Raw genomic sequence first — 26,613 nt, 5'->3', positions numbered from 1 at the left:
GATGCTGGCAAAGTCCGGCCGATCGCGGTGTCGGGCGCGGCGGCCCGGTCTCGCGTCAAAGGGCGTTGTCTGTACTGCATATTAATATGTACTGAGTATAGTAATAGTATGCCGGCCAGTGCCTGTCAACGATGGTGTACTCAGTACATAAATCCTGCTATGGAGTGCGCCATGACGATGCCAGCAGACGAAACAGCTTCCGACCGGCGCTCCCGCAAGCGCCTCGCTACGCGCCGCGCCATCTCGCTTGCCGCCGACCGGCTGTTTTTCGAGCGCGGTTTCGAGAATGTGACGGTCGATGAGATTGCCGCGGCTGCCGATGTCGGGCGCATGACTGTCTTCAACCATTTCCCGCGCAAGGAGGACATGTTCTTCGATCGCGACGAGGAGGCGCGCGAGACGCTGCGTGAAGCTCTGCGGCAGCGCGATGCCGGCGTTTCGCCGATCGAGACCTTGCGGCTGCTGGCGCATCGGCTCGTCCGACAGCAGACGCCTTACCTGCTGTTTTCAACGGCGAGCCAGGGTTTCATCGAGACGGTGGAGAACAGCGAAACGCTGAAGGCGAGGGCACGGGCGATCCGGGACGAGATCGCCCGGGAGCTGGCGGTGGTGCTTGCCGAAGCCGCCGGCCAGGACCCCGCGGACCCCTCGGCCAAACTAGCGGCCGCCATGCTTCTCGCGAGTTGGAGCGTCGCCTTCATCGAGGCGCACCGGACTTTTCGGCAGGGGCGAGATACGGCCAAGGCGAAGGCCGTCTTTCTCGCGCTCGTCGATCAGGGAAGTCTAGGGGTGAAGGCTGCCATGGCGGGCACGGCTTACGCCTGAATCTGCTGGGCCACCGCCGGAATCAAAAGGGCGCTCAACCCTTGCGGGGAGCGCCCTTTGYCTGTGGAGCTCGAACGCGGCTCGACCAACGTCGATACCAAGCGCAAGTCCGTTTTCAGGTGAAACCGGGATATGATGTTTGGCGGGGCGGATTGCAAGGGGCGAGATCGGGAATCTTCGATGATTTGCGTCTGATCGCACCCGCGCGGGTTTCGGGCTCGTGGCCACAGGCTTTCACGCGGCCAGCCGGGCTTTTCCCGCCGATATAAGAGCCGGTGATGCAGCCGGTTCTCGGCGCCCTGCAAGACTCGACTTCATGCGGCATGACGATGAAGAGCTGCCAGCTCGGAGCGACGATCTCAGGATCGGCGTGGACGCGCCGACCTGTTCGTCGATTCGCGGCGTCGAGTTCCCGGCGCGAGGACAGCGCTGGCTCTGGCGGCCGCGGAAATCGGCGGATCGTTCACATCGGGGCCATTCAGCCGCAGCACTTGGCGGCGCTAGTCGGAGCGCAGCAGGCGGCAGTCTGGCCTTGTTCCGCCAGCCACCGGTCGCGCGGCTTGCAACTTGCCGGTCGGGGTGAGAGGTCGACATGGACGGCGCCGGCGCGCAGTGTCGGCATGGACGCGCAATAGAGCTGCATCGGCTGCACGCCGTCGCTGACTTCGAATGTCAGCTTGGCCGTATCGTCAAGCTTCACATGCTCGGTGACCTTGCGAATGATCGCGTGGAATTTGCCTGATGGCATATGGGTGCGGTCGTCCTCTTCGATATCCCAAAGCTGGATGAAGATCTCGCTCCAGGCTTCCGGATTTGCCCCGCAGTCCAGTGCCGAGAACTGCCCGGCCTTGACCTCGGTGACATGATAGCCGGGCTTCACCGGGCGGCCATTATAGTAAAAAACGAGCGGTGAATCCTTGGCGCCTGAGAGGATGCTCATGAGCTCGCCGAGGGTGATATCGTCCTTCTGCATTTTACTGTTGTCGATCGCGTTCATCTGCGTTATTCCTCGTTTCAATCATTCAAGGATTGTTGAAATATGGATCAACGTCAAGCCCTCATCGCGTTCGGCGCATTGTCCCAGGAAACGCGACTGCACATCATCCGCATGCTTGTCGTCGCCGGCCCTGACGGCATGGCGGCCGGCGCGATTGCGGAGAAGCTCGAAATTTCGCCGTCGAACGTGTCCTTCCATCTGAAGGAACTGGAACGCTCCGGCCTGATCGCGCAGCAGCGCGAATCCCGCTCGATCATCTACTCGGCGAATTACGAGGCGCTCGGCGGCCTCGTTCGCTTCCTGATGGAAGACTGCTGCTCCGGTCACCCGGAAATCTGCGCGCCTGCCGCCGAGGTCGCGGCCTGCTGTACCCCTAAAATGGAGGAGGAACTGCAATGACTACAGACCGCGTTTACAATGTGCTCTTTCTCTGCACGGGCAATTCGGCCCGTTCGATCCTGGCGGAATCCATCCTGAATACGGAAGGCAAAGGCCGCTTTAGGGCTTATTCGGCTGGCAGCCAGCCGAAGGGCGAGGTCAATCCGCATGCCCTGAAGGAGCTTGAAGCGCTCGGCTATCCGACAACGGGCTTCCGCTCGAAAAGCTGGGACGAATTCGCCGAAGCGGGTGCGCCTGAGATGGATTTCATTTTCACGGTCTGCGACAGCGCCGCCGGCGAAGCCTGCCCGGTGTGGATCGGCCATCCGATGACCGCCCATTGGGGCGTCGAAGACCCCGCGGCGATAGAAGGCAGCGAAGTGGAAATTGGCCGCGCCTTTGCCCAGGCCGCCCGTTTCCTCAAGAACCGCATCATGTCCTTCATCAGCCTGCCGCTCGCCTCGATCGACAAGCTCGCGCTGGAAACGCACCTGCGTCAGATCGGCACGATGGAAGGCGCCAGCATCAAGCAGCCCAAGGCGAGCTGATGGGTTTCGATCTTAATCAGCAGCCCTTGGAAGGCCATGACGAAAGCCTGCGCGCCGCACTTGCCGGCGCCGGGCTTCCGGTCGATGACCTCACGGATGCCGGCCGAAGCTTCTACCGGTTTTCGCGCGACGGCGAGACGGTCGGCTTCGGCGGGCTGGAACTCTATGGCGAGGCGGCACTTCTGCGATCCATCGTCGTGCTGTCCGATCGGCAAGGTTTCGGTTTCGGCCATGCGATCACGCTCGGCCTGCTCGATGAGGCTCATAGGAAAGGTGCCGGTGTCGCCTATCTGCTGACGGAATCAGCCGCCTCTTTCTTTCAATCGCTCGGCTTTCGTTCGATTGCCCGCGATGAAGCGCCGACCGCCATCCTGACGACGCGGCAGGCCGCAAGCCTGTGCCCGGCATCCGCCGCCCTGATGGTTCGGAGCCTGCCGGCATGAGTGCGGTGTTTCCTCTGTCGCGGCGGTTGGTCGCCGAAGCGCTCGGCACGCTGTTGCTCGTGGCAACCGTCGTTGGTTCCGGCATCATGGCCGATAACCTGACGGACGATACGGCACTTGCGTTGCTCGGCAATACGCTGGCAACAGGGGCGATGCTGGTCGTGCTGATCACCATCCTCGGCCCGATCTCCGGCGCGCATTTCAACCCAGTCGTCTCGATGGTCTTCGCGCTCCGGCGTGAACTGCCAGCTTCGTCGCTTCCGGCCTACATAATCGCGCAGATCGTCGGTGGCATTGCCGGCACGATGCTTGCGCATGGCATGTTCGCACTGCCCTTGCTGCAGGCGTCGGAAACCGTACGATCAGGCGGAGCGCAATGGCTCGCCGAAGTGACGGCGACCTTCGGGCTCGTCTTCGTCATCCTCGCCGGTATCAGGTTTCGCGCCGATGCCGTGGCGTGGCTGGTCGGCCTCTATATCACCGCCGCCTACTGGTTTACCGCTTCCACCTCGTTTGCAAATCCTGCGGTCGCGATTGCCCGGTCGCTGACGCACACATTCTCCGGCATTCGCCCGATCGATCTGCCAGGCTTCATCGTCGCCGAAATCCTCGGCGCATTGCTGGCGCTGATGCTCGCCGGATGGTTGCTGATGGAAGCCCGCAATCCCAAAACCCTCACCAAAACGGAATCCGCCTCATGACTATTGACGTCACGATCTATCACAACCCGGAATGCGGCACTTCGCGCAACACGCTGGCGATGATCCAGAACGCCGGCATTGAGCCCACCGTGATCGAATATCTGAAAAACCCGCCGTCGCGCGACGTACTGGTGAAGATGATTGCCGATGCCGGTTTGAGCGTTCGTGGTGCGATCCGTGAAAAGGGCACGCCCTATGCGGAGCTTGGCCTCGACAACCCCGATCTGACGGACGAGCAACTGCTCGATGCGATGCTGAAAGATCCAATCCTGATCAATCGCCCCTTCGTGATTACGCCTGTAGGCACGCGCCTTGCCCGTCCCTCGGAAGTCGTGCTCGATATCCTGCCGGAGACGCATAGGGGTGCCTTCACCAAGGAAGACGGCGAGAAGGTGCTCGATGCCGAGGGCAAGCGCATTGTCTGATCTGCCAGCCGCTTCGCAGGAGCATCTGCGCCAGCCTGATCTGGCGCAGCTTCGCCCGGCATTCTCCACGCATAAGCCGCGTATCCTCATTCTCTATGGGTCGCTGAGAACGGTTTCCTACAGCCGTTTCCTTGCGCATGAGGCGGCGCGGTTGCTCGAACATTTCGGCTGCGAAGTGCGCATATACAATCCCGAGGGATTGCCGCTGCCGGACGACGCACCGGTGACACATCCCAAGGTGCAGGAGCTGCGGGACCTGTCGCAATGGTCCGAAGGCCAGGTCTGGGTGAGCCCGGAGCGTCACGGCGCGATGACCGGGATCATGAAGGCGCAGATCGACTGGATTCCGTTATCGGTGGGATCGGTTCGGCCGACGCAGGGCAAGACGCTTGCCGTCATGCAGGTCTCAGGCGGTTCGCAATCCTTTAACGCGATCGGCCAATTGCGCATCCTCGGCCGCTGGATGCGCATGATTACTATCCCCAACCAGTCGTCGGTGGCGAAGGCCTTTCAGGAATTCGATGCCGAAGGCCGCATGAAACCCTCATCCTATTACGATCGCGTCGTTGATGTTTGCGAAGAGCTTGTGAAATTCACGATCCTGACGCGCGACGCCTCTCATTACCTCACCGACCGCTACAGCGAGCGGAAGGAAGAGGCTGAAAAACTAGAAAAGCGCGTGAGCCTCAAATCCATATGACCACGACCATTGCCGAAAGACCGCCCGTCGCCGCCATCCTCGCCCTCGGTCTGACACAGATCATCGGTTACGGGTCGCTCTATTATAGCTTCAGTATTCTCGCGCCGAGCATGGCGCGGGATTTGAACTGGTCTTCGGAATGGATATTTGGCGCGCTGTCGGCCGCGCTCCTTATCGGCGGCCTTGCCGCGCCGACAATGGGAAAATGGATCGATCGCTTCGGCGCCGGCCGCGTGATGACGGGTGGCTCGGCGATCGCCGCGGCGGCACTGGCGGCCTGTGCCCTCTCGTCCGGCAAAATCGCTTTCGTCGCCACACTGATCGCCATCGAGACGGCATCCAATCTGGTGCAATATGGTGCGGCCTTCGCACTGCTGGTGCAGATCAGGCCGAAGGTTGCCCAGCGCAGCATCACCTATCTGACGCTGATCGCCGGCTTTGCCTCGACTATCTTCTGGCCGATCACGACCGCGCTCCACGCGCATATGTCATGGCAGGCGGTTTATCTCTGCTTTGCCGCGCTTAACATCGCGGTCTGCCTGCCCATTCATGCCTGGCTGGCCTTCGGCGCCAGCAAGAGCCGCAAAGACGCTGCCGGCGGGCCGACAAGGCATGTGGAACCCAGCCTTGCGCCATCGATCCGCACGCCTGCCTTCGTGCTGATGGTGACGGGCTTTGCGTTGGAAAGCTTCGTCAACGCCGCGCTTCTCGTCCACATGGTTCCCGTGCTGTCAGGACTTGGTCTTGGCGCCATGGCGGTGATGGTCGGCACGCTGTTTGGTCCCTCGCAGGTGTTGAGCCGCTTCACGAACATGCTCTTTGGGGGCGGCCTCTCGCAGTTGACTCTGGCGCTTATCTCCGCGGTGCTGCTGCCGGCGGCGCTGRTCATACTGATCGTCACGGCCCCGTCCGTACCTGGCGCACTGGTGTTCGCGGTGATCTTTGGTCTCGGCTCCGGCCTGAGCAGCATCGTGCAGGGAACGCTTCCGCTGGCGCTCTTCGGCAGTGAGGGTTACGGCAGGCGACAGGGACAGGTGTTGGCGATCCGGTTGGTCATCTCGTCGACTGCACCGTTTATCCTGGCGTTCCTGATGGAGAACATCGGGGTGTCGTGGTCGCTCACGGTTGCGGCCATCGTCGGTGCCGTTGCCGTCCTCGCGTTCATCGCGATTGGCCGGCTGGCGCAGTTGCTTGACCGATCGCATCACACTCTCGGTCGTGCAGAGACCTAGCCCCGGATCCCCCTTCGGCGCGTCAGCAACTTTCCGCACTCGCTCCCTTCGTTCTCGCCTTCGGCATCGCGCATATCCGCATTGACACATCGCTCGGCGTCACGGCCACTCTCGGCGGGCTTTCGATCATCGTTTTTCATTGCGGCAATCCGGTAGTGGCATCAGCCGGGCACCACCTCTTTGTGATAGGCACTTTCGTACTTTTCCCATTATGTTTTGGCATGCCGTTCTGCGCACTGCTATTGTCCGCCGCCGCACGCATTTGCCGGAACTGCTTCCAGGACCACTCCATGCCCGAACGGTCTGAACTCGTTTTGTCCGCCGCTCCACCACTTCGCAGGTGGATCGGATTTCTGGCGATGTGTCTCGGCATGTTCATGGCGATCCTCGACGTTCAGGTCGTCGCAACGTCGCTTCCGACCATCCAGTCCGCACTCGCTATCCATCCGGATCAGATGAGCTGGGTGCAGACCGCCTATCTCATCGCCGAGGTGGTGGCGATCCCGCTGACGGGGTTTCTCACCCGCCTGCTGACGATGCGCTGGCTCTTCGTGACGTCGCTGTTGCTGTTCGTGATCGCCTCGGCGGGCTGCGCGGCGAGCGACAGTTTCGGCGAACTTATCGCCTGGCGCGTCATCCAGGGCTTTTCCGGCGGTACGCTCATTCCCTCGGTGTTTTCGGCGGTCTTCATCCTGTTTCCGGATGAGCGGCAGGCGCTTGCGACGACGATCGCCGGTGTTCTTGCGGTTCTTGCGCCGACCGTCGGGCCGATCGTCGGCGGCTGGCTGACGGAGACCTATTCGTGGCACTGGCTGTTCCTGATCAATGTCATTCCCGGCATTGTCGCAGCGCTCGTCGCCATGCGCTCGCTTCCGCGCGAGGGCGTCAACCTCGCCGAGCTCCGGCATCTCGATGCCCTGTCACTGCTGTTGATGGCGGCGAGCCTGGCAGCACTGGAACTCGGCCTAAAGGAGGCGCCGACGAGTGGCTGGACCTCGCTTTATGTCGCCGGCCTCATCTGTCTGTCGGTGGTCTCGGGCTGCGTCTTCGCGTGGCGGTCGCTCAGGAGAGCCATACCCGTGGTCGAGCTCAGGAATTTCGGCGACCGGAATTTTCTGGCGGGCTCGGCAATGAGCTTCATTCTCGGCATCGGCCTCTTCGGCTCCGTCTATCTCATGCCTGTGTTCCTGGCCTTCGTGCGCGGGCACAATGCTCTCGAAATCGGCATGACGATGCTGGTGACGGGCATTGCCCAGCTCGTTACCGCGCCGATCGCCGTGGCTCTCGAAAAGCGGACGGATCCTCGGTTGCTGTCGGCTGCGGGCTTCACGCTCTTTGCCATCGGCATCGGCATGAGCGCCTTTCAGGATCCGCAGACCGATTATGAGGCGATGTTCTGGCCGCAGATCATCCGCGGCATCGCCATCATGTTCTGCCTGCTGCCGCCAACGCGCCTGGCACTCGGCACCTTGCCACCGGAGCGCATTCCCGATGCCAGCGGCTTGTTCAACCTGATGCGCAACCTCGGCGGCGCAATCGGCATCGCGCTGATCGACACGATCATCTACACGCGCTCGGACCCGCTCGGCCAAGGTCTGTGGGATCGGCTAAAGGCAGGAGACGTCGACGCAGCAGCTTTCGTCGGCGCGCCGCTGCAGGCGATTGCCGGGCACCAGGGGGAGTTCGATGCCGATACGACATCCATCCTCGATCCGCTGGTGCAGACGGCGGCAACCGTTCAAGCGTTGAACGAGGCATGGCTGGTGGTGGCGGTGCTGACGGCCTGTGCGCTGTTGTGGGTGCCGTTTGCGAGGAAGGTGGAGTCAGCCGCATGATGGTCAGCGCAGAGGGTCAGAAACTACGGGTCGCGTGAGTTCGGATCGGCACCGGCGATTTTATCCAGATTGGCGATCAACCGCGTCAGCAGGCTGACGAGCTGTTCCGATTCCTGATGTGTGAAGCCATCCAGCGCGTCGCGGTTGCCTTGAAACAGGGTCGCTATCGCCTCGGGCATGCTTTCCCGCGCGGCCTCAGTCAGCATGATGCGGCTGCTTCGGCCGTCAGCCGGGTCGGGCGTGCGCTCGATCAGGCCATCCCGCTCCATGCGGGCGAGCATCTGCGCCATCGGCGGTTGTTCCACCTTGGCAAAGCGGGCGAGATCGCGCTGCGTGCTCGCGTTGCCGTTTTGCAGCGCGACCAGAACCGGCAATTGCCCGACACCGAAGCCCAGCGGTTTGAGACGGGATTCACTGAGGCGGGTGAAGCCGCGCGCCGCGAGGCTGATGAGATGCCCCGGTGTGGAAAGCACGTCTTCACTCATTGCATTTCGCTCCCTGTCCGCCGTTGACTGCAAACTATATATGTACGTATGTAACTGTGCTGGCGGTGTTGGTCAATGTCGACCGAACCCCGCTCAGTTATAAAGAGGAAACAGCATGTCGGAAAAACAGACGCAACTGATCAAGCGCATCTATGAGCGTTTCAATGCGCGGGATATCGACGGGGTGCTTGCCGTCCTGGCCGATGATGTCGCCTGGGCGAACGGCATGGAGGGCGGCCATGTTCATGGGCGTGAGGCGGTTCGGGATTACTGGACACGCCAATGGGCGATCGTCAGCCCGCATGTCGAGCCGGTCGCGTTTCAGGAGGTGGACGATGGTGCCATCGAGGTCGAGGTGATCCAGAGGGTATTCGATCTCGATGGCCGGCCGCTGGAAGGGCAAGATCATGGCCTGAAAGACAAGACCGTGATGCATATCTTCCGCATGGAGGACGACAGGATCATCCGCTTCGACATCGGCGAGGTGGATTAGGCCGGGAAGGGCGGTCATCCCCGCCTCATGACCACTTCAGGCTCATGCCCGTCGTCGCGCTATGATCGTCCTCCCGTGCGGGCGTCCCATCCGAGCATCGAGACCTCGGCCACGGATTCCAGTTCGCTGCTGCTTGCTCCATCGCGGGCGAGGATCGACATGCCGTTCTGGACGGTCTGCACGAAACGGGCGAGGCCGTGAATGTCGGTCGAGGCTGGAATTTCGCCTGCCGATACCGCCTGGGTCAGGCGCAGCTTCAGAAGGTCGAGCGTGACGGCGCGGGCGGTTCGCACCAGTTCGCCGAGTTCGGCATGGCCTTCGCTGCCGACCGAGGAGAGGGCCACCATGCAGCCGAGCGGAATATCGACGACGGAGCCGGTCAGGACCGCCGCCGAGTCCATGAGAAGCGCGTTGACGGCTTCGCGCGCCGTGGGGGCGGCGCGAAAGCCTGCCCAGACAAGCGCCTCGTTGGTCTCCTGGTAGTAGTTCAATGCCTCGGCATAGAGCGCCTCTTTCGAGCCGAAGGCCGCGTAGAGGCTTGGCGATCCGATGCCCATCGCCTCGGTAAGGTCGGTGATCGACGTCGCCTCGAAACCTTTTTCCCAGAACAGGCGGGTCGCCTTCGCGAGCGCAGCTTCCCGGTCGAAGGCACGCGGCCGCCCGCGGTTGCGGGTGGCTGTCGTCTGGTTGGCCGTCATATCCTGGGCTTGCGGCGTCTGGTCGGATTTCTGCATCGGTCACTATATAAACCCGCCGACGCGCCTCGACAACAGCTCCATATATTTTGTGTCGATCGATACAATATTCTTGACGGGCGCGTTCGGCGTCCCTAGCTAATTCTGTGTCGATCAATACAGAAAGGGACGATTGATGACTGAACTCGCTGGAAAACGTGCTCTCGTGACGGGCGCATCGCGTGGGATCGGCGCTGCCATTGCGGTGGCGCTCGCCGAAAAGGGCGCCGATGTCGCCATCACCTATGAGCGCTCGGCCGATCGCGCCGCCGAGGTCGTTCGCGCTATCGAGGGCAAGGGCAGGCGGGGATTTGCAATCCAGGCCGACAGCGCCGATCCGGCGGCCGTGAAGCGCTCGGTGGAGGAGGCGGCTCGCGCGCTTGGTGGTCTCGACATTCTCGTCAACAATGCGGCAATCGCGCTTTACGACACGATTGCGGGCTTCAGCGTCGCGCAGATCGATGCGCTGCTTGACGTCAACGTGCGCTCGCCGGTGCTCGCCGCGCAGGCCGCCATTCCCCATCTGCAAGCCGGAGGCCGCGTCATCAATATCGGCTCGGCCGGCGCCGAACGCATCGTTGGCGACACCGGCACGGTGTATTACATGACGAAATCCGCGCTGCAGTCCTTCACGCGTGGTCTTGCCCGCGAACTCGGACCTCGGGATGTGACCGTCAACCTGATTCAGCCGGGATCGACCAATACGGACATGAACCCGGCCGACGGGGAATATGCCGACTTCCAGCGCGCCCTGATACCGCTCGGCCGCTACGGCGAGCCCCACGATGTGGCGGCTGCCGTCGCCTTCCTCGCAAGCCCCGCCGCAAGGAACATCACAGGCGCCATCCTCAATGTGGATGGCGGCTTGAACACCTGAGGGCTTCTGGCTTCGGGAAGATCAGCACCAGGAAGAGGCCGGCCGGTGCCGGCCTTTTCCGCATCCTTCGAAAGCGCTGGCAGAGGAGATGCATGCCATAGTTCGCCGCTCGCCTTATCGGGAATGGTCGATCCACCCTCGATCGGCGCAAACTGATCCGGTGGTCGGCAGTCAGTCGAGGTGATCCAGAGGGTATTCGATCTGAATGGCCGGCCGCTGGAGGGGCAGGATCATGGCGTGAAGGACAAGACCGTTATGCACAATCTGGACGCTTTCAGGGAGGGCGCCGATACCGGGGCAGCCGTGGTCGCTGCCAGAGAAGTCTGCACCTTTTTCTAGAATTTATCGACGGTCCATGCTATTTGTGCGTTTAGCGTTTATTTGCATTCATCCATTCCAAAGCATCCGATGATTCAACCCAAGCTGCAGGGCATGTCTGGGAAAGGTCTTTGCTATGCGACCGACGGAAATCGATGTCACTTTCGCGCTTTTCCAGCTGCAGGTACGCACCACGGAGGACTCCGGCGGTGACGAGCCTTACATGTGGATACTGGGTTTCAAGGCCGATGCGGATACGATTGGTGCGCCGCCGCCCGGCACCCTATTGCCTTCGATCGGGGTAAAGACATTCGAGGGTGCTCCGGCGAGCCCGTGGCTGCTAGGCACCGGTGATGTGAACGCGCCGGCGACGCTGCCGATTCCGGCGGCGCTGGGGACGCGGTCATTCCGTCTTCGGCCGGCCCTGCTGGAGATAGGCAGCTGGTTTCCAGGCCTCGCCGGAATGGTCGCCTTGCTTTGGGATCAGGACGCATTCTCGCCCAGCACATCGGAGGCGGGGCACAAGAAATTCAACAAGGTGTTTGGACCAGCGCTGTCGGCCGAGCTGACGAAGCTGATCGCCGGCGGGTACGACAGCGAATTGTCGCGCGACGCGAACGGCATGGTGGTCGCCCCGATAGACGGGATCCAGACGCGGCTCGACCGGCTGGGCGACGCTGCCGCACGCAAGAACGCAGTCAAGGCGATCACCAGGGCGGTGAGGGACGCAATTTCCGGCCAACTGCGCGATGCGCTGTCCGATGCCGCCGGGCTGGACGAGATTATCGATCCCGACGACCTGCTCGGCATCGATGCGGTGGTCTTTCTCGGAAACGAGTTGAGCGCGGCAGCGCGTGACTTCGAGATGAAGTTTACCGACGACGAAGCCGACTATCTCGCAAAGGGCCACGCGTCCGCGACGCCGGTCAATCTGGCAAGGCTGGATTCGGCAGTGACTGATGTCGTGCGGCGCCTCGATCGCCAAGTTCAGGTCAAGATGCGGGTCTGCTGGTTCCCTGAGAAACAGTATAGCGCGCTGGCCTACCGACTGAAGACGACGACACGCTACGACCTTCACCTGCTGAAGGGCGGACCGATCTTTGAGGTGCGCTGGTTCATCGACGGCCAATTGCTCAAGGACGGCGAGGGCAGCGTCACTGTCATGTTCGAGGCGGTGGACGCCTATGTCGGACCGCCGCAGGACCAGCTTTCGAGCTTCTACACCGGCGGCAACGGAACGCTGAAATATCGTTATGCCGGCCCGGTGCTGGAGGTGTGGAACGAGGACGGCAACGGGGTTTACTTCGGCAAGGTGCGCGCCGTCTTTGCCTTCGTGGGCGACCCGTCGCTAACGCCGCCTGGCGCATCGCCGACGGTGGAGGCCTGGGCTCGGCGCGGCTACGACCAGACCAACGACCTCAGCGTCATGGCGGTCGAGCTGGTCATGGACGCCGCCTACGAGGCAGACATCAAGCAGTGCAAACGGATCGTGGGGGAAATCGACCGAAAGCACATCGCGGTCAATTTCGGCAAGCTGTTCATCAATCCAGGCGATCCCCCGCCTTTCCGCCAGGACTTGCTCGATCGGGCGACCGCGCAAGCGCGCGTGACGAATGCGGCCGGCGTGCAAATCACCGTGCGCCCGAAACTGCAGCGATAGGCCGCCAAACCCCAGATGGGAGGCGGGAGGGGAGGCAGTACGAGTAGTTCTCCTCGTTTGCATAAGACTTTTGCTGCAGGGGCCGCCTCGGCCTCAGGCGACGGACCATCCACCGTCCACCAGCAGGTTTGCGCCGGTGATCAGGCTCGCAGCCGGAGATGCAAGGAAGACTACGGCACCCACCACATCATCGGTTTCACCGATCCGACCGAGTGGAATGTGACCGAGTGTCGCTTTGCGATTGTCGGCATCGGATAGAAAAGGTGCTGTACCGTCGGTGTGAATGAACGTCGGCGATACGGTATTTACGGTGATATCGTAGCGTGCCCATTCGGCTGCAAGGCAGCGCGTGAGGTGATTAATTGCCGCCTTGCTCATGCAATAGATTGCCTCGCCACGCAGCGCCACGGTACCGGCCTGTGAGCTGATGTTGATGATCCGGCCCCCATTGCGCTTGATCATGTGACGGCCAACGGCCTGCGTCATCAGAAAGGTGCCCTTGACGTTGACATCGAGTATCTCGTCAAGGTCTTTCTCCTCAACGAGTTCCGCAAGATTGCCCGGAGCCACGCCGACATTGTTGACGAGGACGTCGATCCGACCGAACGTAGCAAGCGCCGCGTCGACGGCCTGTGCGATATGGGTCTTGTTGGGAATGTCCAGTTCAACCGCGAGAACTTTTCGTCCCGTGCCCTCGAGTTCGGCAACCAGGCCCGCCGAGGCGGCGACATCACGGACCCCCACAACAATATCGGAGCCTGCTGCGGCACAGGCAAGTGCGCAAGCTCGACCGATGCCACGGCTCGCTCCCGTCACCAAAGTCACCTTGCCCGCAAGGCTGAAGTCCGGCGCGTTCTTCTGCATCATGATGCCTCCCTCGATGAAGCTCATTTATGCCAGCGTCGGCTTGCGGACGCCAGATGTTCCGCACATACCAATGAGCTTCCCCAGCGTCTCGGGCATCCCGAGCGCTGCTCGCCCGACGGATTGCGCCGACGCATCAGGGCTGCTTTGCCCATATCCGGCATAAGCTAATCGATCCGCTCCAGATCCCGTGCAAAGCGCTGCCAGTTGCCGACATATTTCTTCGCGGACTGGGTGATCTTCGCGATCGCCTCGTCGTCCAGCGTGCGGATGGCCTTGGCCGGTGTGCCGACGATCAGGGAATTGTCGGGGAATTCCTTGCCTTCGGTGATGAGCGCATTGGCGCCGACGAGGCAGTTGCCGATCGTGCAGCGGCGTTCATGCCGATGCCGGCACGGGCAGCCCCAGGGCCGCCCGCATCGCTCTGACACGCTTCACATGTTGCTCATGCTTTTCATGGCTTTTTCCATGTGCATCTTGCATTCTTCCATCTTGTTGGCCTTCATGGAATCCTTGGCCATCATCATTTCCTTGGACGCCATTTCCTTCTTTGTCTTCATGGCAGGATCCTTCATGGCATCCATGTTGGCCTCCATTTTCATCATGGAAGCCTTGTCGCATTTCGCCGACATCATCGCGTCCTCTGCCAAAGCGGGCAGCGCGAAAGCCGCTGCCAGGACGATTGCTGCTACTGTGCATTTCAACATGACCTTCTCCTCCTTGTGGGCGCCATTGCCCTTTGCAAGACTGTCCCGCGGCAAGACTGTACGGAGGCACGAGTGCCTAGAGTGTTTCCGTTTTTCTTCGAATCACGGAAACACTCTATCTCTTTGTTTTCACGCAATTCCGGACGCAAAACCGCTACGCACTTTTGCTGGAATTGCTCTAGATTCCCGCGTACCACTCGTAGCCCCGGTCTTCCCAGAAGCCGCCCTTGCCGCCCCACAGGCCGGCGAAGCTGTCCTTGATCTCGATCCGCATCAGATATTTGGCATGTTTGTAGCCAAGGTGGCGCTCGACGCGCAGGCGAAGCGGGGCGCCGTGGGCGACCTCCAGATCCTTGCCGTTCATCTGGTAGGCGAGGATGGTCTGCGGGTGGAAGGCGTCGATGAGATCGATGCTCTCGTAGTAGGTTCCGCTGCCGTCCAGCGTCTGTTCAAGCTGGTCTGCGCAGTAGAAGACGGCATAGCGGGCCTCAGGCTTCAGCCCTACGCTCTGCAGGAGCGGTCCGAGGGGCGCGCCCGTCCACTTGCCGATGGCGCTCCAGCCCTCGACGCAGTCGTGCCGGGTGATCTGGGTGCGTGAGGGCAGCTTCTTCAGATCTGCGAGCGAAAGCTCGACGGGACGCTCTACCAGCCCGTCAATCTTCAGTCGCCAGTCGGCGAAGCCGGTTTCCATCATCTGCGCATAGGCTTCGCTGTCGGGCTGGCTCGTGCCGTTCGGCCGGAATGTCGGCGAGATATCGGCTTCGGAAAATTCGCGCGCCAGCTTGTCCTTGGGAACGAGCAGCCGCTGGCTTCTCATCGTCAGCGTCTCGGCCATTTCGAGAACGGACTGGACATTGGCGTTCTGGACGACATCGTCGCAGCCGGTCAGGCCGAATGCACCGAGGCCGGCAGCCGATCCGATCAACAGGTGGCGGCGTGTGATGGAGAAGGTCATCGATCGTCCCTTTCGGTTTCGATCACGTAACGGCCCGTTATCATCGAGCGCATGTTGTTCCAGAGGCCGGACAGGATCACCATTGCGACATGCACGAAAACGAAGAGGACGATCGACCAGGCGCAGATGAAGTGGATCGACCGGGCCGATTGCCTGCCACCGAAGAGGTCGAGCAGGAAGGGATAGCCGGCATCCATGCCGGGTGACATGGTCAAGCCCGTTGCAAACATCAGCGGCAGCAGGATGAAGATGACGATCAGGTAGGCGAGCTTCTGCAGCACATTGTAACGCTTTGCCTTTTCACCCTTGGGGAAGCGCAGGCGCGCGTGGTCGGCGATCTCCTGCCCCAGATGGTGCGGCGAGATCTCTTCGCTGCTTGGCGCCAGATCGCGGCGGAAATGGCCTGACAGAAAGCCGATGAGCGCATAGATCGATCCGTTGATGACGAAGAGCCAGGCAAAGAACAGATGCCAGCGGCGGCCGGTTGCGAGGTCCTGATAGCTCGGAATGGTGATCCAGGAAGGGAAGCCACGCTCGGTCGCGTCATCGCCCGTTCCCGAAACGCCGAGAATGCCTGTTGTCGTGATCTGCAGATTGCCGATGCGAAGCACGCCGCGCGTGCCGCCATCCTCTTCGACGGCACTTATCGACAGCCATGACGGATCTGCATCCGCACCGTACTGGCCCCAGTAAAGCGCCGGATGGGCATTGAAAATCTGCAGCCCGCTCATCAAAAGCAGGCTGAGACAGAGAACGTTGACCCAGTGTGTAAGGCGGGTCGCCACCGAGTGCCGGCGAATGACTGTTGTCATCGGGCCTGTCGGTGTGGCCTGGCTGTGATCGTCGAGTGTCGCCATGATCGTTTTCGATGTCCGGTACCGTCGCGTTCCTACAGCCTGTACGTAGGCGACGCGGGATTTGTTACAGGTGTCCCGAAGTTTTTTCTTTGCAGCCGGGAACCTGCCGCCGGGAAAGGCCGACGGCGCGGCCTTTCGGCATCCGGCCGATGCCGTCACAAATGCGTGAGGCTGTAACGAATGGCGTTCCACCTGCGAAGGAGGGCGAGATGCACGTCATCAGGGAGCACCGCCATGAAACATTCAGCCGCGTTCAATCTTGCTGTCATCGCAGCAGTCTTTGCTTTTGGTTCCACCGCTCAGGCCTCCGCTGGGCAGTCGCCAGCGGTCGTCGAACTGTTCACCAGCCAGGGCTGTTCCTCATGCCCTCCGGCCAATGCCAATCTCGTCAGGCTCAGCAATGATCCGAACGTGCTCGCCTTGAGCTTCTCGGTGACTTATTGGGACTATCTCGGATGGAAGGATATTTTTGGGAAGAAGGAATTCACCGACCGGCAGGTGACCTATGAGCCTGCACTTGGCCAATCCGGCCCTTTCACGCCGCAGATGGTGGTCAACGGCCATCAGTCGACCGTCGGCTATGATCTCAACGAGATCCGGCGCGTGATCGCGTCCGAGCCCGCACTGTCCGGCCCCGGGATCGAGCTAGCCCGGGACGTGGCCGTCATCGACGCTGCGAAGGGCCGGACCGCCGCGGCCGACGTGTGGCTCGTCCGCTATGCTCCGGGCACCGTGGAGGTTCCGGTCGCCAGGGGCGAGAATGCCGGCGAGACATTGCCGCACGCTCATGTCGTTCACGAGCTGACGCGTCTCGGCACCTGGGACGGCAAGATGCTGAAGCTGCCGATCCCGGCTGCAACCGGCGACCTCAAGAGCGCTATTATCGTCCAGGAGCCGGAAGGCGGCAGGGTTCTCGCCGCAACGACCGACTGAAAACCGTCTCGCTGGCAGATCCTCCCGCGGTCGCCTGCGATCCGCCCGCGGTCGGTTTCAGTCGATCCGCTCGAGATCCCGCGCAAAGCGCTGCCAGTTGCCGACATATTTCCTCGCCGACCGGGTGACCTTGGCGATAGCCTAATCATCCAGCGCGCGGATGGCCCGCTAGACATAAAACCTTTACTGATTACAGAGTGTTTTGAGAGTAAACGTAAAGAGTTTCTATGTCTGATCTGATCTCTCCAAGTGCAATGACGAAATTCTATTTTTATCGATGCGTGAGTAATAGTATGGAGTTTTATACCGAAATCGAAATGTAGTTTTCTATGTAAAGAAAACAGGGTGGAGTGGCGACTTAACTATAGAGCCAAGCAATATTTAATACAACGTATCTCGCGAGGCCCAAGAAAAAATAGTAAAGTACAGACGGCTGCGGAAGCGCGAGGGCGGGCGATGTTCTGGAAGAAGACGGGACGTGGAGAGATCAGCAGAGAAGCCCTGGCAGAGACCGACGTTGTATTTCCTGATTTTTCGGCTGCTCAGCGTACTGCAGAGGGGTTTATCCTTGTCGGGACTGTGCACTTCAATCCAGGAGCAATCGATTTTGATGAAGGTCGTGCTGAGTTCGCTCTCACTCGTGGGCGCATTAGCGCGCACGGGCTGGGTTGCGCGTGTGAACCCGAGAGTATTGCATATGTCGTCCACTCGGAGGAAACACAGGATTTGAAGGTGAAGGTAACGAAAACACGCGATAGCGAGAAGGGTGGGGAGGCGCAAGTCGAGGCGCAGGCTGAAGTAGGTTTATGGAAGGGTGTTTCGGCTGAGGGCAAGGCGGATGGTAAGCTGCGGCATGCATTCGGCAAACACGAGGTGCATGAGTTGACCGAAGAAACGGAAGGCAAGAGAAGCCTTATCACAGCATTCTTAAAGAAGCGCATGAACGGTAAGGTCGGGCAGATTGATTGGCTCATCGAGCCAGATCCTCTCATTCCTTTTGAGACCTCGAGCGGCAATGTTTCTGTGCTTATCGGCGAGCGAATGCGGTCCGCAAGCGAAGATGCAGGTTTGGCTAGAGTTTTGATGATTGAGCCCGATGGCTGTATCGAGATGCGGTTGGAGGTGCGTGCGCGCGATTTTCACTGGACTGAAATCGAGTTCAATGAATATAGCCCCATACATCAGTATGGAAAGCGATTGGTCGATGGGCGAGAAAAGCGCGACATCGTAGGGCGCTTGGCGCTCGGCAAGATCCTCGCGGGCACGGTGATGTTGCAAAGGCTTCCGTTGAAATCGGGAGAAAACTGACATGCAAAGATTAGAGGCGGCGGTAGAGAGACTCTATGAGGCTTGTTCGGACACGGACAGCCTTGCGCGGCTGGCTGAGTTGGCAGGGCTTGTGCCCGACGTAGATTTCGAAGGCGCCGACTTGCGAGAGCTGAAAGTCGCTGGAGAGGATTTGACAGCGTTCAGCTTCCGGGACGCGGATCTTCGCGGCAGTGATATGAGGGGCGCGCGGTTGAGCCGGACCGCGCTCGAAGGCGCATTGTTGGAAGGTGCTCGACTAGACGAAATCGTCTGGGTGGGGGGGGCCGAGTTAGACCGCCGACTGTTGGGCGGGAGTGGTAAAAACTGGTCCGAGATATCAGCGAAAACTTTGGAGGATTGGATCGCGCGAGTTGCGCCAGTGGATGGCAAATACCGTATGAGCCCAGAGACGACCCGAGGCTTTCAGCGAGGACTGCCGTTTTACGAAAATACGAAGATGTTCGCATTTACCGACGAGAGCTGGGGAAATAGGGATCTTGTAATCTATTATCTTCACGATGAAGGCGAGATATTTCGTCTCAATGGGACGAGCCCGCCAATTCATGAGGTGAACGCTAAGGCGCCGATTCACCTCAGTGAAGATAACATATTGGACTATGTTCGTTTTTTCTGCTCGATGGTGCATGGGGAAGAGGGGCCGTTTTGCGTTTTAGAAACGGTCGACGACCCATTTTTGCCAGAGGAGATGGACGACAAAACGCGTCATGTAATTGCGCGTTCAGCGCGTTCCGCAACTTATGACGGGATGACCGAGAGCGGAAATTATCTGGTGGCTGCGACTCTCTTTTATTCAAATGCTCTCTTTGTCGCTAATTTCGTGGTGGAGCCCACAGGCATGATTAGGATGAACGATGACGAGCCGGTGGCGACTGACTTGCCTGTGCGCATTAAAATGCCTCTTGCGTGACTCCAGTGATTGACCATCGGCCTGCTCCCATGATCGTCCTTCTTAAGGAAGGGCGTTCAAAGAACTTCAAGAGTTGCAATAAATAAGCTRATCCAGTCTCCGGCGCTCAGTCGATCCGCTCGAGATCCCGCGCAAAGCGCTGCCAGTTGCTCACATATTTTCTCGCGGACTCGGCGATCTTTGCGGCCGCCTCGTCGTCGAGCGTGCGGATTGCCTTGGCGGGCGAGCCGACGATGAGCGAATTGTCGGGGAATTCCTTGCCTTCGGTGACGAGCGCATTGGCGCCGACGAGGCAGTTGTTGCCGATTCTGGCGCCATTCAGGATGGTGGCGCCCATGCCGATGAGCGAATTGTTGCCGATCGTGCAGCCGTGGATGATGGCGTGGTGGCCGATAGTGCACATTTCACCGATCGTGGTGGGGAAGCCGGGGTCGGTGTGGACCATGACGCCTTCCTGAAGATTGGTGGCCTTGCCGATTGATATGGGTTCGTTGTCGCCGCGCAGCACCGCGCCGAACCACACGCCGACCTGTTCGGCAAGTTCCACATGGCCGATCACATGCGCATCGGGGGCGATCCAGAAGGTGCCGTGGGGTGGTAGTTTCGGTCTTACACCTGCGAGCGCATAGATCGCCATTTTCGTCTCCTCAAACCACTTTCAGCGACAGCGTCGCGATGCCGTCGACGCCGCAGGAGATGCTGTCGCCCTTGTTGATGGCGGCGACGCCGGCGGGTGTGCCGGTCATGATGACATCGCCAGGGGCAAGAACGAAGAGTTTCGAAAGCTCCGCAATGATTTCCGGGACTTTCCAGATCATCTGGTTCAAGTCGCCATCCTGCTTTTTGACGCCGTTCACCTCCAGCCAGACGCGGCCATCAGTGGGATGGCCGAGGCTGCTTGCCGGCACGATGGGCGAGACCGGGGCGGAATGTTCGAAGGCCTTGGCGAGCTCCCACGGGCGACCAAGCTTCTTGGCTTCGGCCTGCAGGTCGCGGCGGGTGAAATCGATGCCGACGGCGTAGCCATAGATGCAGTCGAGCGCCTTTTCTGCCGGAATATCGGCGCCGCCGGCCTTCAGCGCCAGCACGCATTCGACCTCGAAATGCACATCCGATGATAGCGGCGGATAGGGGAAATCCTTGCCGGAAAACAGGTTGTCGGCGTTCTTCTGGAAGAAGAAGGGCGGCTCGCGGCTCGGGTCATGGCCCATTTCGATGGCGTGGTCGGCGTAATTGCGGCCGACGCAATAGACGCGGCGGACCGGGAAGGCCTCGGCACTGCCTTCGACGGGCAGGAGAACGGGTTGCGGCAGGGGGATGACGGTGGCAGGCAGGGACATGATGGGACTTCTCGGCTGTTACGGGATAGCGATCGGACGAGTGGTCTGTCCAAAGAGTCTGGCGGCATCCTAGACTCAAAAGGCGACCAGGGGAAAGTGCACCATCTTTTTGTTCTCACGCAATTCCCGACGCAAAATCGCTGCGCAGTTCTGCTGGAATTGCTCTATGGAGCCGCGTCGTCCTGCGCGAGGTTGTTGCGCACCAGCGCGTAATAGGCCGAAAGCTCCGGAATGGCTTTCGGCAGTGTTTCGAAGGCAGGGTCGGAGATGGTGAGCCGGTCCGCATATTTCGCATTCAGAAAGGCATCGTGTTCGCGCAGGGCCGTGCGGTGACCGCCATGCAGCACGGTGAAGATCGGCGAGGGCACCGTGCGGCCCTTGACGATGATGCGGTCGAGCTCGACCACGGCGTAATGATCGCCGATGAGGCGGGCGGTTTCTTCTCCAAGCAGCAGGGCGACGCCGTAATTCTTTGAAGCGCCTTCCAGGCGAGAGGCGAGATTGACGCTGTCGCCGAGGCAGGAATAGTCGAAGCGGCGGGTGGAACCCATATTGCCGACGATGCATTCGCCGGTATTGATGCCGACGCCCATTTTGAGGATATGCAGCGGCCGCCCTGACGCGACGGCCTCGCGCTCCAGTTCGCGGTTCAGCGTGCCGATCGCATCCTGCATGGCAATCGACGCTTTCACCGCGTGCAGCGCGTGATCGGGGTCGTCGAGCGGCGCATTCCAGAAGGCCATGATGCAATCGCCCATATATTTGTCGATCGTGCCGCCGTGATCCATGACGACATCGGATAGCGGCGTCAGCAGGCGGTTGATCAGCGTCGTCAGCTGCTCGGGATCGTCCTTCATCGTCTCGGCGATGGTGGTGAAGCCGCGCACGTCGGAAAACAGGACCGTCAGCGTACGTCGCTCGCCGCCGAGTTTTAGCTGCGAAGGATCGTTCGACAGGCGCTTGACGAGATCGGGTGAGATATATTGGGCAAAGGCGAGCGTAATCTGGCGTTTCTGGCGGCGCTCCTCGGTATAATCAAAGGCCGCCTGGCCGAAGGCGACGGCGACGAAGGCAACGGTCGGCCCAAGCGGCGAGACGAAGACATGGCCGAAGCGGATGCCGGCATAGCTGACTGCCGCAAAGGCGAGCACGGCGGCGGCGGTGGCGACCAGCGTTCGCCAGCTCGTGGCTTTCCAGACCGTGGCGGCAGCCAGAATGACCGATATGAGAATGCAGGTTGCGACCGGCAGCAGTCCGGCTTCGGATATGGCGAGACCATGGACGATATTGTCGTAGATGCTGGCCTGCACCTCGACGCCGGAGATCAGCTTGCCGGTGTGGACGGTATAGGGCGTGGCATAGGCATCGGCGCCGCCCTGGTCGATCTCGGGGGCGTTTTGCAGGCTGAGGCCGACCAGCACGACGCGATCCCTGAAGATATCGGGCGGCAGGAAATTCTTCGGGTCCAGCGCCTGATAGTAGGAGACGGTGGGGTAGCTGCGGGCCGGGCCGAGGGACTGGATGAGGGAGCCTGCCGGCAGATGCGTCGCATTGATGCCCGCAGCCTTTGCAAGCTCCATGGCAAAGCCATCCGAATAGGATGGAATATTGCGGAAGACGCCGTCGCCATTCAGGGTGATCGAGGCGATCCCGGTGCGCGCACCGGCTTCCGTCATCTGCGGCAGCGGCGTGGTGCGCAGCAGCTGGTCGGCCTGGGGCGTCTTGATCAGGGTTTCATCGCCGGCAAGCACGACATCGGGGCCGACGGCAGCGGTGATGGCCTGATCGTTTTCGGCCGTCGAAGGCTCGGCCATGATAATATCGAGCGCGATGGCTTTGGCGCCGGCGGCGCGCAGCTGCTTGACGAGCTCGGCATGCAGGCTGCGCGGCCAGGGCCATTGGGCGTTGATATCGGCCAGCGCCGGCTCGTCGATCGCCACGATGATCGGCCCGCCATCGGGTGGCAAGGGATCGTCGACGGTGGAGAGATAGTCGAAGGTGCGCAGCTCCGTCAGAGTCCAGGCGGGCAGGCGGGAGATCAGCGAGATCGTGATCAGAGTGACCAGCGCCAGCACGAGAAGGCGGATGCTGCGGCTTGAGAAGGGCCAGCCGGGCGGGCGGGCCGACGGGCGGTCCTGCCTTGTGGGGCGCTCTGCGTGAGGGCGTGGCTGGACGGCGCGCGCCGACATCAGAAGCGGATCTTCAGCGTGCCCTTGAAGGCGCGGCCCCAGCCGGGGGTGCCGGGCAGAACTTCAAAATCTTCATCGAGAAGATTGTAAGCAGCAGCCTCGAGTGCGATGCGCTTGTCGAAAGGTTCCCAGATGAGATGGGCATCCAGGCTCCAGTAATCATCGAGCTTCGTGCCGACCAGATCGCCGGGACGCTCGCCGACATAGTTTGCCGCAACAGTGGCTTTCACCTTGGCTTCATTGACCCAGGTTAGCGCGATCTGGCCCGAGTTTTGCGGAATGAAGGGCAGATCGCCGCGATAGTTAAAGGCTGTCGGATCCTTGTTCTCCGAATCCATATAGGCATAGGTGGCCGAGAGGCCGAAGCCGGATCCAAGCGCGACGTTGGCCGTGACGGCGGCGCGGTCGATGGTGCCGCGCCCATAAGACTGACTGTCGACGATTGCGAGGCCAGTGATCGGCAGGCCGATCGAGAAATCGTGCAATTCCTGATGCTGGTATTCGACCGAGGTAAACAAACGGTCCGTCCATTCTGCGTCCCATTGCAAGGCAACCGTATCGGCGTAGCCCTCTGCTCCGACCGAGAATTGGTTGGCCTGCAGGCCAAGGATGCCGACCGGCGCCAATGATGGTACGCCCGTGTCGAGGCCCTGTCGCATGAAGGCGGCGCGCAGCCACTGATTTTGCACGGGTTCCCAGGCAAGGCCGAAACGAGGCTCAAGCCGGCTGACATCGGTGCCGTCGCCTTCCAGGCGTGTGGCGAACAGTGCGTATTCGCCCTTTAGAGCAGGTGTGATCTCGTGAAGGAGATCGATATAGGCGCGGCCGATATTGACGCGGTTGCTCTCGTCGGTCGGATCAAATGTCCGCTCGCCCACCAAACCCAAAATGTCATCGAGATGAATCGTTGTCTTGTTGCGGCTATCGGTCCATCCGCCTTCGATACCGTATCGCCAGGTCAGTGTGTCATCACCGATGTTATGGCTGATCGCAGCTATGTAAGTTTTGGAGGAATTCTCCAGGCTCGTTTCCATGAACGGAAAAAGATCTGGAGCGGGAGCGCCGGTAGCCTCGGAGGCATCAAATGTATAATCGAAGAGGCTTTTCGCCTTGCCTTCGGAATAGAGGAGTGCGGTATTGAGCACATTCCGATACCCGAAGGTGTGGCTCCAGCCGATGCCGCCAATCGTCGTCTCACCCTCATCATATCTGTTCTGATAGAGAGGTAGATCCATCGTCGGTATTACACCGCCGAAGACCGGCAGAAAGAATTCTTCATTCAGGCGGTCGGTGAATGCCGTGCTTGTCGTCAGAGCATTCAGCGGTCCGTAGCTTTTGCCATGATTGATGAAGCTGACGATACGGTCATCAGGCGTCAGCGTGGCCGTCAGGTACGCATTGCCCGTGAGTAGCTTGTTGTCCGTCGTATATCCACCGAAGTCACGGTAATCGCCATCGAGCGCCAGCTCTTCCCAGGTCAGGTTGCCGTAGAAGCTGATCGGGATCGTCGCGTTCGAATAGCCCTGGATTTCCGCTTCGCCGATGCGGCGCGTGTGGCCGTCGACGCTGTTGATGCCGCCGCCGAGCGAGCCTTCGATGAAGGGTACATCGAACAGCGATGCCGAGCGCGAACGGCCGGACAGCATGTGGGGAGAGAGCAGCAGGCCCTGGATGAAGGACGAGTAGCTCGACGCATTGTTCCGGTTCTGGATGACGTTGTCATCGCTGAAGCTCGTCGCGTTGACGAAAGGAAAGATGCTGCCCTTGATCGACTGGTCGATATAACCGCTGCCTTTGAAGGGATCGAAGACGGCATCGCCATAATAGCGGCCCCAGGCATCCAGGCCCTGAAGGCGGAAAGCGTTGTTCAGCGTCGAGCCGGCGCTCGCATTGGCACCGAGCCCGCTGAAATCGCCGCCGCGGGCGCGCGAGCGGCGCAGGAATTCCTGCGCGTTGGCAATCGCGCCATCTGAATTGTAGTCGTCGATATCGACAGCGGTGCGGAAGGCGGAGATGACCGGATCGTTATCATCCAGGCGGTTGGCATTATCGAGGGCCTGCTCGGAGGGGAGGCGATCGCCCTTTTCATAGTGTGCGGCCGCAAGCATCAGCTGCGATTGCGAATGAGCCGGATTGGCGGTGCTGGCCGCCAGTAGATCCTCCAGCGCCTTGTCGCGCTCGCCGGACTGCAGGTAGTAACGGCCGCGGGCAAGCAGGGCGATATCGAAGGACGGGTCGAGGGCGATTGCCGTATCGATCTCGCGCTTGGCCTCCTTCATGCGCCCCTGATCGAGATAGAGGATCGAGAGGTTGGCATGCAGCAGCGGATCCTGCGGGTCTAGCTCGATCGCCTTCTTGAAGGCCTTTTCCGCTTCGCCATTGGCATCGCGCGAACTCTGCAGCAGGCCGAGCGAATTCAGCGTGCCCGACGCGCCGGGCGCAAGCTCGATGGCGCGGTTCAGGTCCGCAAGCGCGCCGTTGATGTCGCTCTCATAGGCTGCCTTGTAACCGGCGCGGGCGGAGAGCGCCATCGGGTGATCGGGGTCGAGCGCCAGCGAGCGTTCTATCGCTTCCTTCATCTGCTCACGGTCATCGACGAGCTGCGCCAGCTGGGCGCGGACTGCCGGCAGGGTCGGGTCATCTGGATAGTGCTGTTCCGCTTTCCTGATGATCTCGAGCGCTGCGCGCGGGTTTTCCAGGAAGCCGGCCGTATAGGCCTGCATGATCGCGCCATAGGGGCCGGTGGTGTTGGCTGGAGGCGGTTCGGCATGCGCGGGATCGGCGAGCGACCGGGCGAAATAGCCGCCATATCGGGCCATGGTTCGGCGTGTCGGGTCGAGATGCGGCAGCGCCTTCTGGAAGAGCCTGGCGGCATCGCCATAGCGCTTTTCGGAGCCGGCAATGGTGGCGTCGAGCAGGTCGACGCGGGCCTGCTGTGCGACCGTCAGCTTGCGGCTGCGGATATTTTGCAACGTTGCAGCTGCGGCCTGACGCCCGTCGAAGGCGCTTTGCACCTCGGCAAGTTCCAGCCAGTCTTCTATGCTGCGGCGCTCGGGCGGCAGCGCCAGAAGGCGGCGGCGCTCGGTGGCCATACGGTCGGCCCGCAGCGGCGAGGTCGGCATCAGGCCGAAGCCGTCGCGCAGGTCCAGATAGAAGAGCATCTGCTCGCGATCATCCGGATTGACGCTGATGAGCTTGTGCGGCGCCTGGCCGATGGTGGCGACGGCGCCTTCGCCCTCGTTCACCTCGATGCTGCCCTGCGGGTTGCTGAGCGCCACGCGGCCTTCGAGCACGATCATCGAGGTTCGGGCGCCGTCGACGGTCATCGTCCAGTCCGTGCCGCGGATGGCGGCTGCGGCGGCTGGTGTCTCGACCGTCAGGCCCTGGCCGCCGCGCTGGGCGCGGGCCCAGATGGTGCCGGACTGCAGATTGAGGATCGTGTCGCCGGTCGCAGACATTTTCTTGACCTGCAGCGCGGAATTGCGGCCGAGGCGGATCTGGGTGTGATCGGAAAAGAGGATGGCGAGCTGACCGGTGGCATTGGTGCGCAGCACGTCACCATCCAGAAGGTCCTGGTTGAGATCGACGACGCGCCAGTTGCTGACATCGACGAAGCGCACTTCCTCGCCGGTCTTGCGGGCGATGACGGAGCCTGCAGCCGGCGTGGCGCGCTGCAGCGGCTCGGCTGTAACCGGACACGCAAGTAACGCTGACATGAGCGCAAGAGTGGATCCCGCGCACAGAAAAGACTTCGACCCCGACATCCCAGATACCCCCGCATCTTTTTCCCGTTTGGCCAAGACCGGTGTAAAAGTCAAGTCGGATGCACACGTGTTCTTGCTTTCACAACCAAGTGTATTATTAGGGAAACACTATTGCGG

Annotated in this window: 28 protein-coding genes and 1 pseudogene; 16 read left to right on the top strand and 13 right to left on the bottom strand. The window is 60.9% G+C overall.

Annotated features, from left to right (window positions below; all coding sequences use genetic code 11):
- Positions 1 to 171 precede the first annotated feature (171 nt).
- The gene (locus AC1D35_RS11805) at positions 172 to 825 is read left to right on the top strand and encodes a TetR/AcrR family transcriptional regulator (protein ID WP_113311012.1); all 654 of its coding nucleotides are present in this window, start codon (positions 172 to 174) and stop codon (positions 823 to 825) included.
- On the opposite strand, the gene AC1D35_RS11800 is transcribed toward AC1D35_RS11805, so the two are convergent.
- Complete coding sequence (locus AC1D35_RS11800; protein WP_477938620.1) at positions 816 to 1,130, bottom strand: pyridoxine 5'-phosphate oxidase C-terminal domain-containing protein; 315 nt, start codon at positions 1,128 to 1,130, stop codon at positions 816 to 818. The genes AC1D35_RS11805 and AC1D35_RS11800 overlap by 10 nt on opposite strands.
- A gap of 173 nt (positions 1,131 to 1,303) precedes the next feature.
- The gene (locus AC1D35_RS11795; protein ID WP_113311011.1) at positions 1,304 to 1,822 is read right to left on the bottom strand and encodes a DUF6428 family protein; all 519 of its coding nucleotides are present in this window, start codon (positions 1,820 to 1,822) and stop codon (positions 1,304 to 1,306) included.
- 42 nt (positions 1,823 to 1,864) lie between these two features.
- On the opposite strand from AC1D35_RS11795, the gene AC1D35_RS11790 reads away from it, so the two are divergent.
- The 8 genes from AC1D35_RS11790 to AC1D35_RS11755 all read left to right on the top strand — a co-directional run bounded on the left by AC1D35_RS11790 (position 1,865) and on the right by AC1D35_RS11755 (position 8,084).
- On the top strand, positions 1,865 to 2,221 hold the full coding sequence (locus tag AC1D35_RS11790) for a metalloregulator ArsR/SmtB family transcription factor (RefSeq protein WP_113311010.1): 357 nt from the start codon (positions 1,865 to 1,867) through the stop codon (positions 2,219 to 2,221).
- The gene (locus AC1D35_RS11785) at positions 2,218 to 2,748 is read left to right on the top strand and encodes an arsenate reductase ArsC (RefSeq protein ID WP_113311009.1); all 531 of its coding nucleotides are present in this window, start codon (positions 2,218 to 2,220) and stop codon (positions 2,746 to 2,748) included. Before AC1D35_RS11790 ends, AC1D35_RS11785 begins: the two co-directional genes overlap by 4 nt.
- Positions 2,748 to 3,191 (top strand): arsenic resistance N-acetyltransferase ArsN2, encoded by a 444-nt coding sequence (arsN2, locus tag AC1D35_RS11780; protein ID WP_113311008.1) that lies wholly within the window; start codon positions 2,748 to 2,750, stop codon positions 3,189 to 3,191. The genes AC1D35_RS11785 and arsN2 overlap by 1 nt, the downstream gene beginning before the upstream one ends.
- Entirely contained in the window at positions 3,188 to 3,892 is a 705-nt protein-coding gene (locus AC1D35_RS11775) for an MIP/aquaporin family protein (protein WP_113311007.1), read from the top strand. The genes arsN2 and AC1D35_RS11775 overlap by 4 nt, the downstream gene beginning before the upstream one ends.
- Entirely contained in the window at positions 3,889 to 4,317 is a 429-nt protein-coding gene (gene arsC / locus AC1D35_RS11770; protein ID WP_113311006.1) for an arsenate reductase (glutaredoxin), read from the top strand. Before AC1D35_RS11775 ends, arsC begins: the two co-directional genes overlap by 4 nt.
- Complete coding sequence (gene arsH, locus AC1D35_RS11765) at positions 4,292 to 5,017, top strand: arsenical resistance protein ArsH (RefSeq protein ID WP_162748600.1); 726 nt, start codon at positions 4,292 to 4,294, stop codon at positions 5,015 to 5,017. The genes arsC and arsH overlap by 26 nt, the downstream gene beginning before the upstream one ends.
- Positions 5,014 to 6,249, top strand: a complete 1,236-nt coding sequence (arsK, locus tag AC1D35_RS11760) for an arsenite efflux MFS transporter ArsK (protein WP_477938619.1) — start codon at positions 5,014 to 5,016, stop codon at positions 6,247 to 6,249. Before arsH ends, arsK begins: the two co-directional genes overlap by 4 nt.
- Before the next feature lie 290 nt (positions 6,250 to 6,539).
- Positions 6,540 to 8,084 (top strand): DHA2 family efflux MFS transporter permease subunit, encoded by a 1,545-nt coding sequence (locus AC1D35_RS11755; RefSeq protein WP_113311004.1) that lies wholly within the window; start codon positions 6,540 to 6,542, stop codon positions 8,082 to 8,084.
- A 23-nt stretch (positions 8,085 to 8,107) separates the two neighbouring features.
- Here AC1D35_RS11755 and AC1D35_RS11750 read toward each other — a convergent pair whose 3' ends face one another.
- Positions 8,108 to 8,569 carry a MarR family winged helix-turn-helix transcriptional regulator gene (locus AC1D35_RS11750; protein ID WP_113311003.1) on the bottom strand — a complete coding sequence of 154 codons (462 nt, stop codon included), beginning with the start codon at positions 8,567 to 8,569 and terminating at the stop codon, positions 8,108 to 8,110.
- 115 nt (positions 8,570 to 8,684) lie between these two features.
- Between AC1D35_RS11750 and AC1D35_RS11745 the strand changes: the two genes are divergently transcribed.
- Complete coding sequence (locus tag AC1D35_RS11745; protein ID WP_113311002.1) at positions 8,685 to 9,062, top strand: nuclear transport factor 2 family protein; 378 nt, start codon at positions 8,685 to 8,687, stop codon at positions 9,060 to 9,062.
- Positions 9,063 to 9,121: 59 nt separating this feature from the next.
- On the opposite strand, the gene AC1D35_RS11740 is transcribed toward AC1D35_RS11745, so the two are convergent.
- Positions 9,122 to 9,796 (bottom strand): TetR/AcrR family transcriptional regulator, encoded by a 675-nt coding sequence (locus tag AC1D35_RS11740; RefSeq protein ID WP_477853219.1) that lies wholly within the window; start codon positions 9,794 to 9,796, stop codon positions 9,122 to 9,124.
- Between the two features lie 136 nt (positions 9,797 to 9,932).
- On the opposite strand from AC1D35_RS11740, the gene AC1D35_RS11735 reads away from it, so the two are divergent.
- The 3 genes from AC1D35_RS11735 (at position 9,933) to AC1D35_RS11725 (ending at position 12,651) form a co-directional block, all read left to right on the top strand.
- Complete coding sequence (locus AC1D35_RS11735) at positions 9,933 to 10,673, top strand: SDR family oxidoreductase (RefSeq protein ID WP_113299194.1); 741 nt, start codon at positions 9,933 to 9,935, stop codon at positions 10,671 to 10,673.
- Between the two features lie 180 nt (positions 10,674 to 10,853).
- Entirely contained in the window at positions 10,854 to 11,012 is a 159-nt protein-coding gene (locus AC1D35_RS11730; RefSeq protein ID WP_477853217.1) for a hypothetical protein, read from the top strand.
- A gap of 115 nt (positions 11,013 to 11,127) precedes the next feature.
- Positions 11,128 to 12,651, top strand: coding sequence for a hypothetical protein (locus tag AC1D35_RS11725; protein ID WP_113311001.1), 1,524 nt, complete (start codon positions 11,128 to 11,130; stop codon positions 12,649 to 12,651).
- Positions 12,652 to 12,744: 93 nt separating this feature from the next.
- On the opposite strand, the gene AC1D35_RS11720 is transcribed toward AC1D35_RS11725, so the two are convergent.
- The 5 genes and pseudogenes from AC1D35_RS11720 to AC1D35_RS11700 form a co-directional block, all read right to left on the bottom strand.
- A complete protein-coding gene (locus AC1D35_RS11720; protein ID WP_113311162.1) occupies positions 12,745 to 13,515 on the bottom strand; it encodes a glucose 1-dehydrogenase in 771 nt (256 codons plus the stop codon).
- Between the two features lie 167 nt (positions 13,516 to 13,682).
- Positions 13,683 to 13,874: pseudogene (locus tag AC1D35_RS11715) on the bottom strand (gamma carbonic anhydrase family protein); the annotation flags it as partial.
- A gap of 75 nt (positions 13,875 to 13,949) precedes the next feature.
- A complete protein-coding gene (locus AC1D35_RS11710; RefSeq protein WP_113311000.1) occupies positions 13,950 to 14,222 on the bottom strand; it encodes a hypothetical protein in 273 nt (90 codons plus the stop codon).
- A 178-nt stretch (positions 14,223 to 14,400) separates the two neighbouring features.
- The gene (locus AC1D35_RS11705; RefSeq protein ID WP_113310999.1) at positions 14,401 to 15,177 is read right to left on the bottom strand and encodes a molybdopterin-binding protein; all 777 of its coding nucleotides are present in this window, start codon (positions 15,175 to 15,177) and stop codon (positions 14,401 to 14,403) included.
- Complete coding sequence (locus AC1D35_RS11700) at positions 15,174 to 16,034, bottom strand: cytochrome b/b6 domain-containing protein (protein WP_113310998.1); 861 nt, start codon at positions 16,032 to 16,034, stop codon at positions 15,174 to 15,176. The genes AC1D35_RS11705 and AC1D35_RS11700 overlap by 4 nt, the downstream gene beginning before the upstream one ends.
- Positions 16,035 to 16,268: 234 nt before the next feature.
- On the opposite strand from AC1D35_RS11700, the gene AC1D35_RS11695 reads away from it, so the two are divergent.
- The 3 genes from AC1D35_RS11695 (at position 16,269) to AC1D35_RS11685 (ending at position 19,203) form a co-directional block, all read left to right on the top strand.
- Positions 16,269 to 16,967, top strand: a complete 699-nt coding sequence (locus tag AC1D35_RS11695) for a DUF1223 domain-containing protein (protein ID WP_113310997.1) — start codon at positions 16,269 to 16,271, stop codon at positions 16,965 to 16,967.
- Positions 16,968 to 17,423: 456 nt separating this feature from the next.
- Entirely contained in the window at positions 17,424 to 18,275 is an 852-nt protein-coding gene (locus tag AC1D35_RS11690; RefSeq protein WP_113310996.1) for a hypothetical protein, read from the top strand.
- Between the two features lies 1 nt (position 18,276).
- Positions 18,277 to 19,203 carry a pentapeptide repeat-containing protein gene (locus AC1D35_RS11685; protein ID WP_477834688.1) on the top strand — a complete coding sequence of 309 codons (927 nt, stop codon included), beginning with the start codon at positions 18,277 to 18,279 and terminating at the stop codon, positions 19,201 to 19,203.
- A 106-nt stretch (positions 19,204 to 19,309) separates the two neighbouring features.
- Here AC1D35_RS11685 and AC1D35_RS11680 read toward each other — a convergent pair whose 3' ends face one another.
- The 4 genes from AC1D35_RS11680 to AC1D35_RS11665 form a co-directional block, all read right to left on the bottom strand.
- Entirely contained in the window at positions 19,310 to 19,840 is a 531-nt protein-coding gene (locus tag AC1D35_RS11680) for a gamma carbonic anhydrase family protein (protein WP_477834690.1), read from the bottom strand.
- 10 nt (positions 19,841 to 19,850) lie between these two features.
- Positions 19,851 to 20,543 carry a fumarylacetoacetate hydrolase family protein gene (locus AC1D35_RS11675; RefSeq protein ID WP_115034591.1) on the bottom strand — a complete coding sequence of 231 codons (693 nt, stop codon included), beginning with the start codon at positions 20,541 to 20,543 and terminating at the stop codon, positions 19,851 to 19,853.
- Between the two features lie 164 nt (positions 20,544 to 20,707).
- A complete protein-coding gene (locus AC1D35_RS11670; protein ID WP_477938618.1) occupies positions 20,708 to 22,732 on the bottom strand; it encodes a CHASE2 domain-containing protein in 2,025 nt (674 codons plus the stop codon).
- Positions 22,732 to 26,448: a FecR domain-containing protein gene (locus AC1D35_RS11665; protein WP_477853210.1), complete on the bottom strand. Its 3,717-nt coding sequence runs from the start codon at positions 26,446 to 26,448 to the stop codon at positions 22,732 to 22,734. The genes AC1D35_RS11670 and AC1D35_RS11665 overlap by 1 nt, the downstream gene beginning before the upstream one ends.
- Positions 26,449 to 26,613 lie beyond the last annotated feature (165 nt).

It is taken from the genome of Rhizobium sp. P1_E6, from assembly GCF_056405875.1.
Note: the sequence above shows the minus strand (reverse complement) of the source record. Positions and strands in the feature narration are given on the sequence as shown.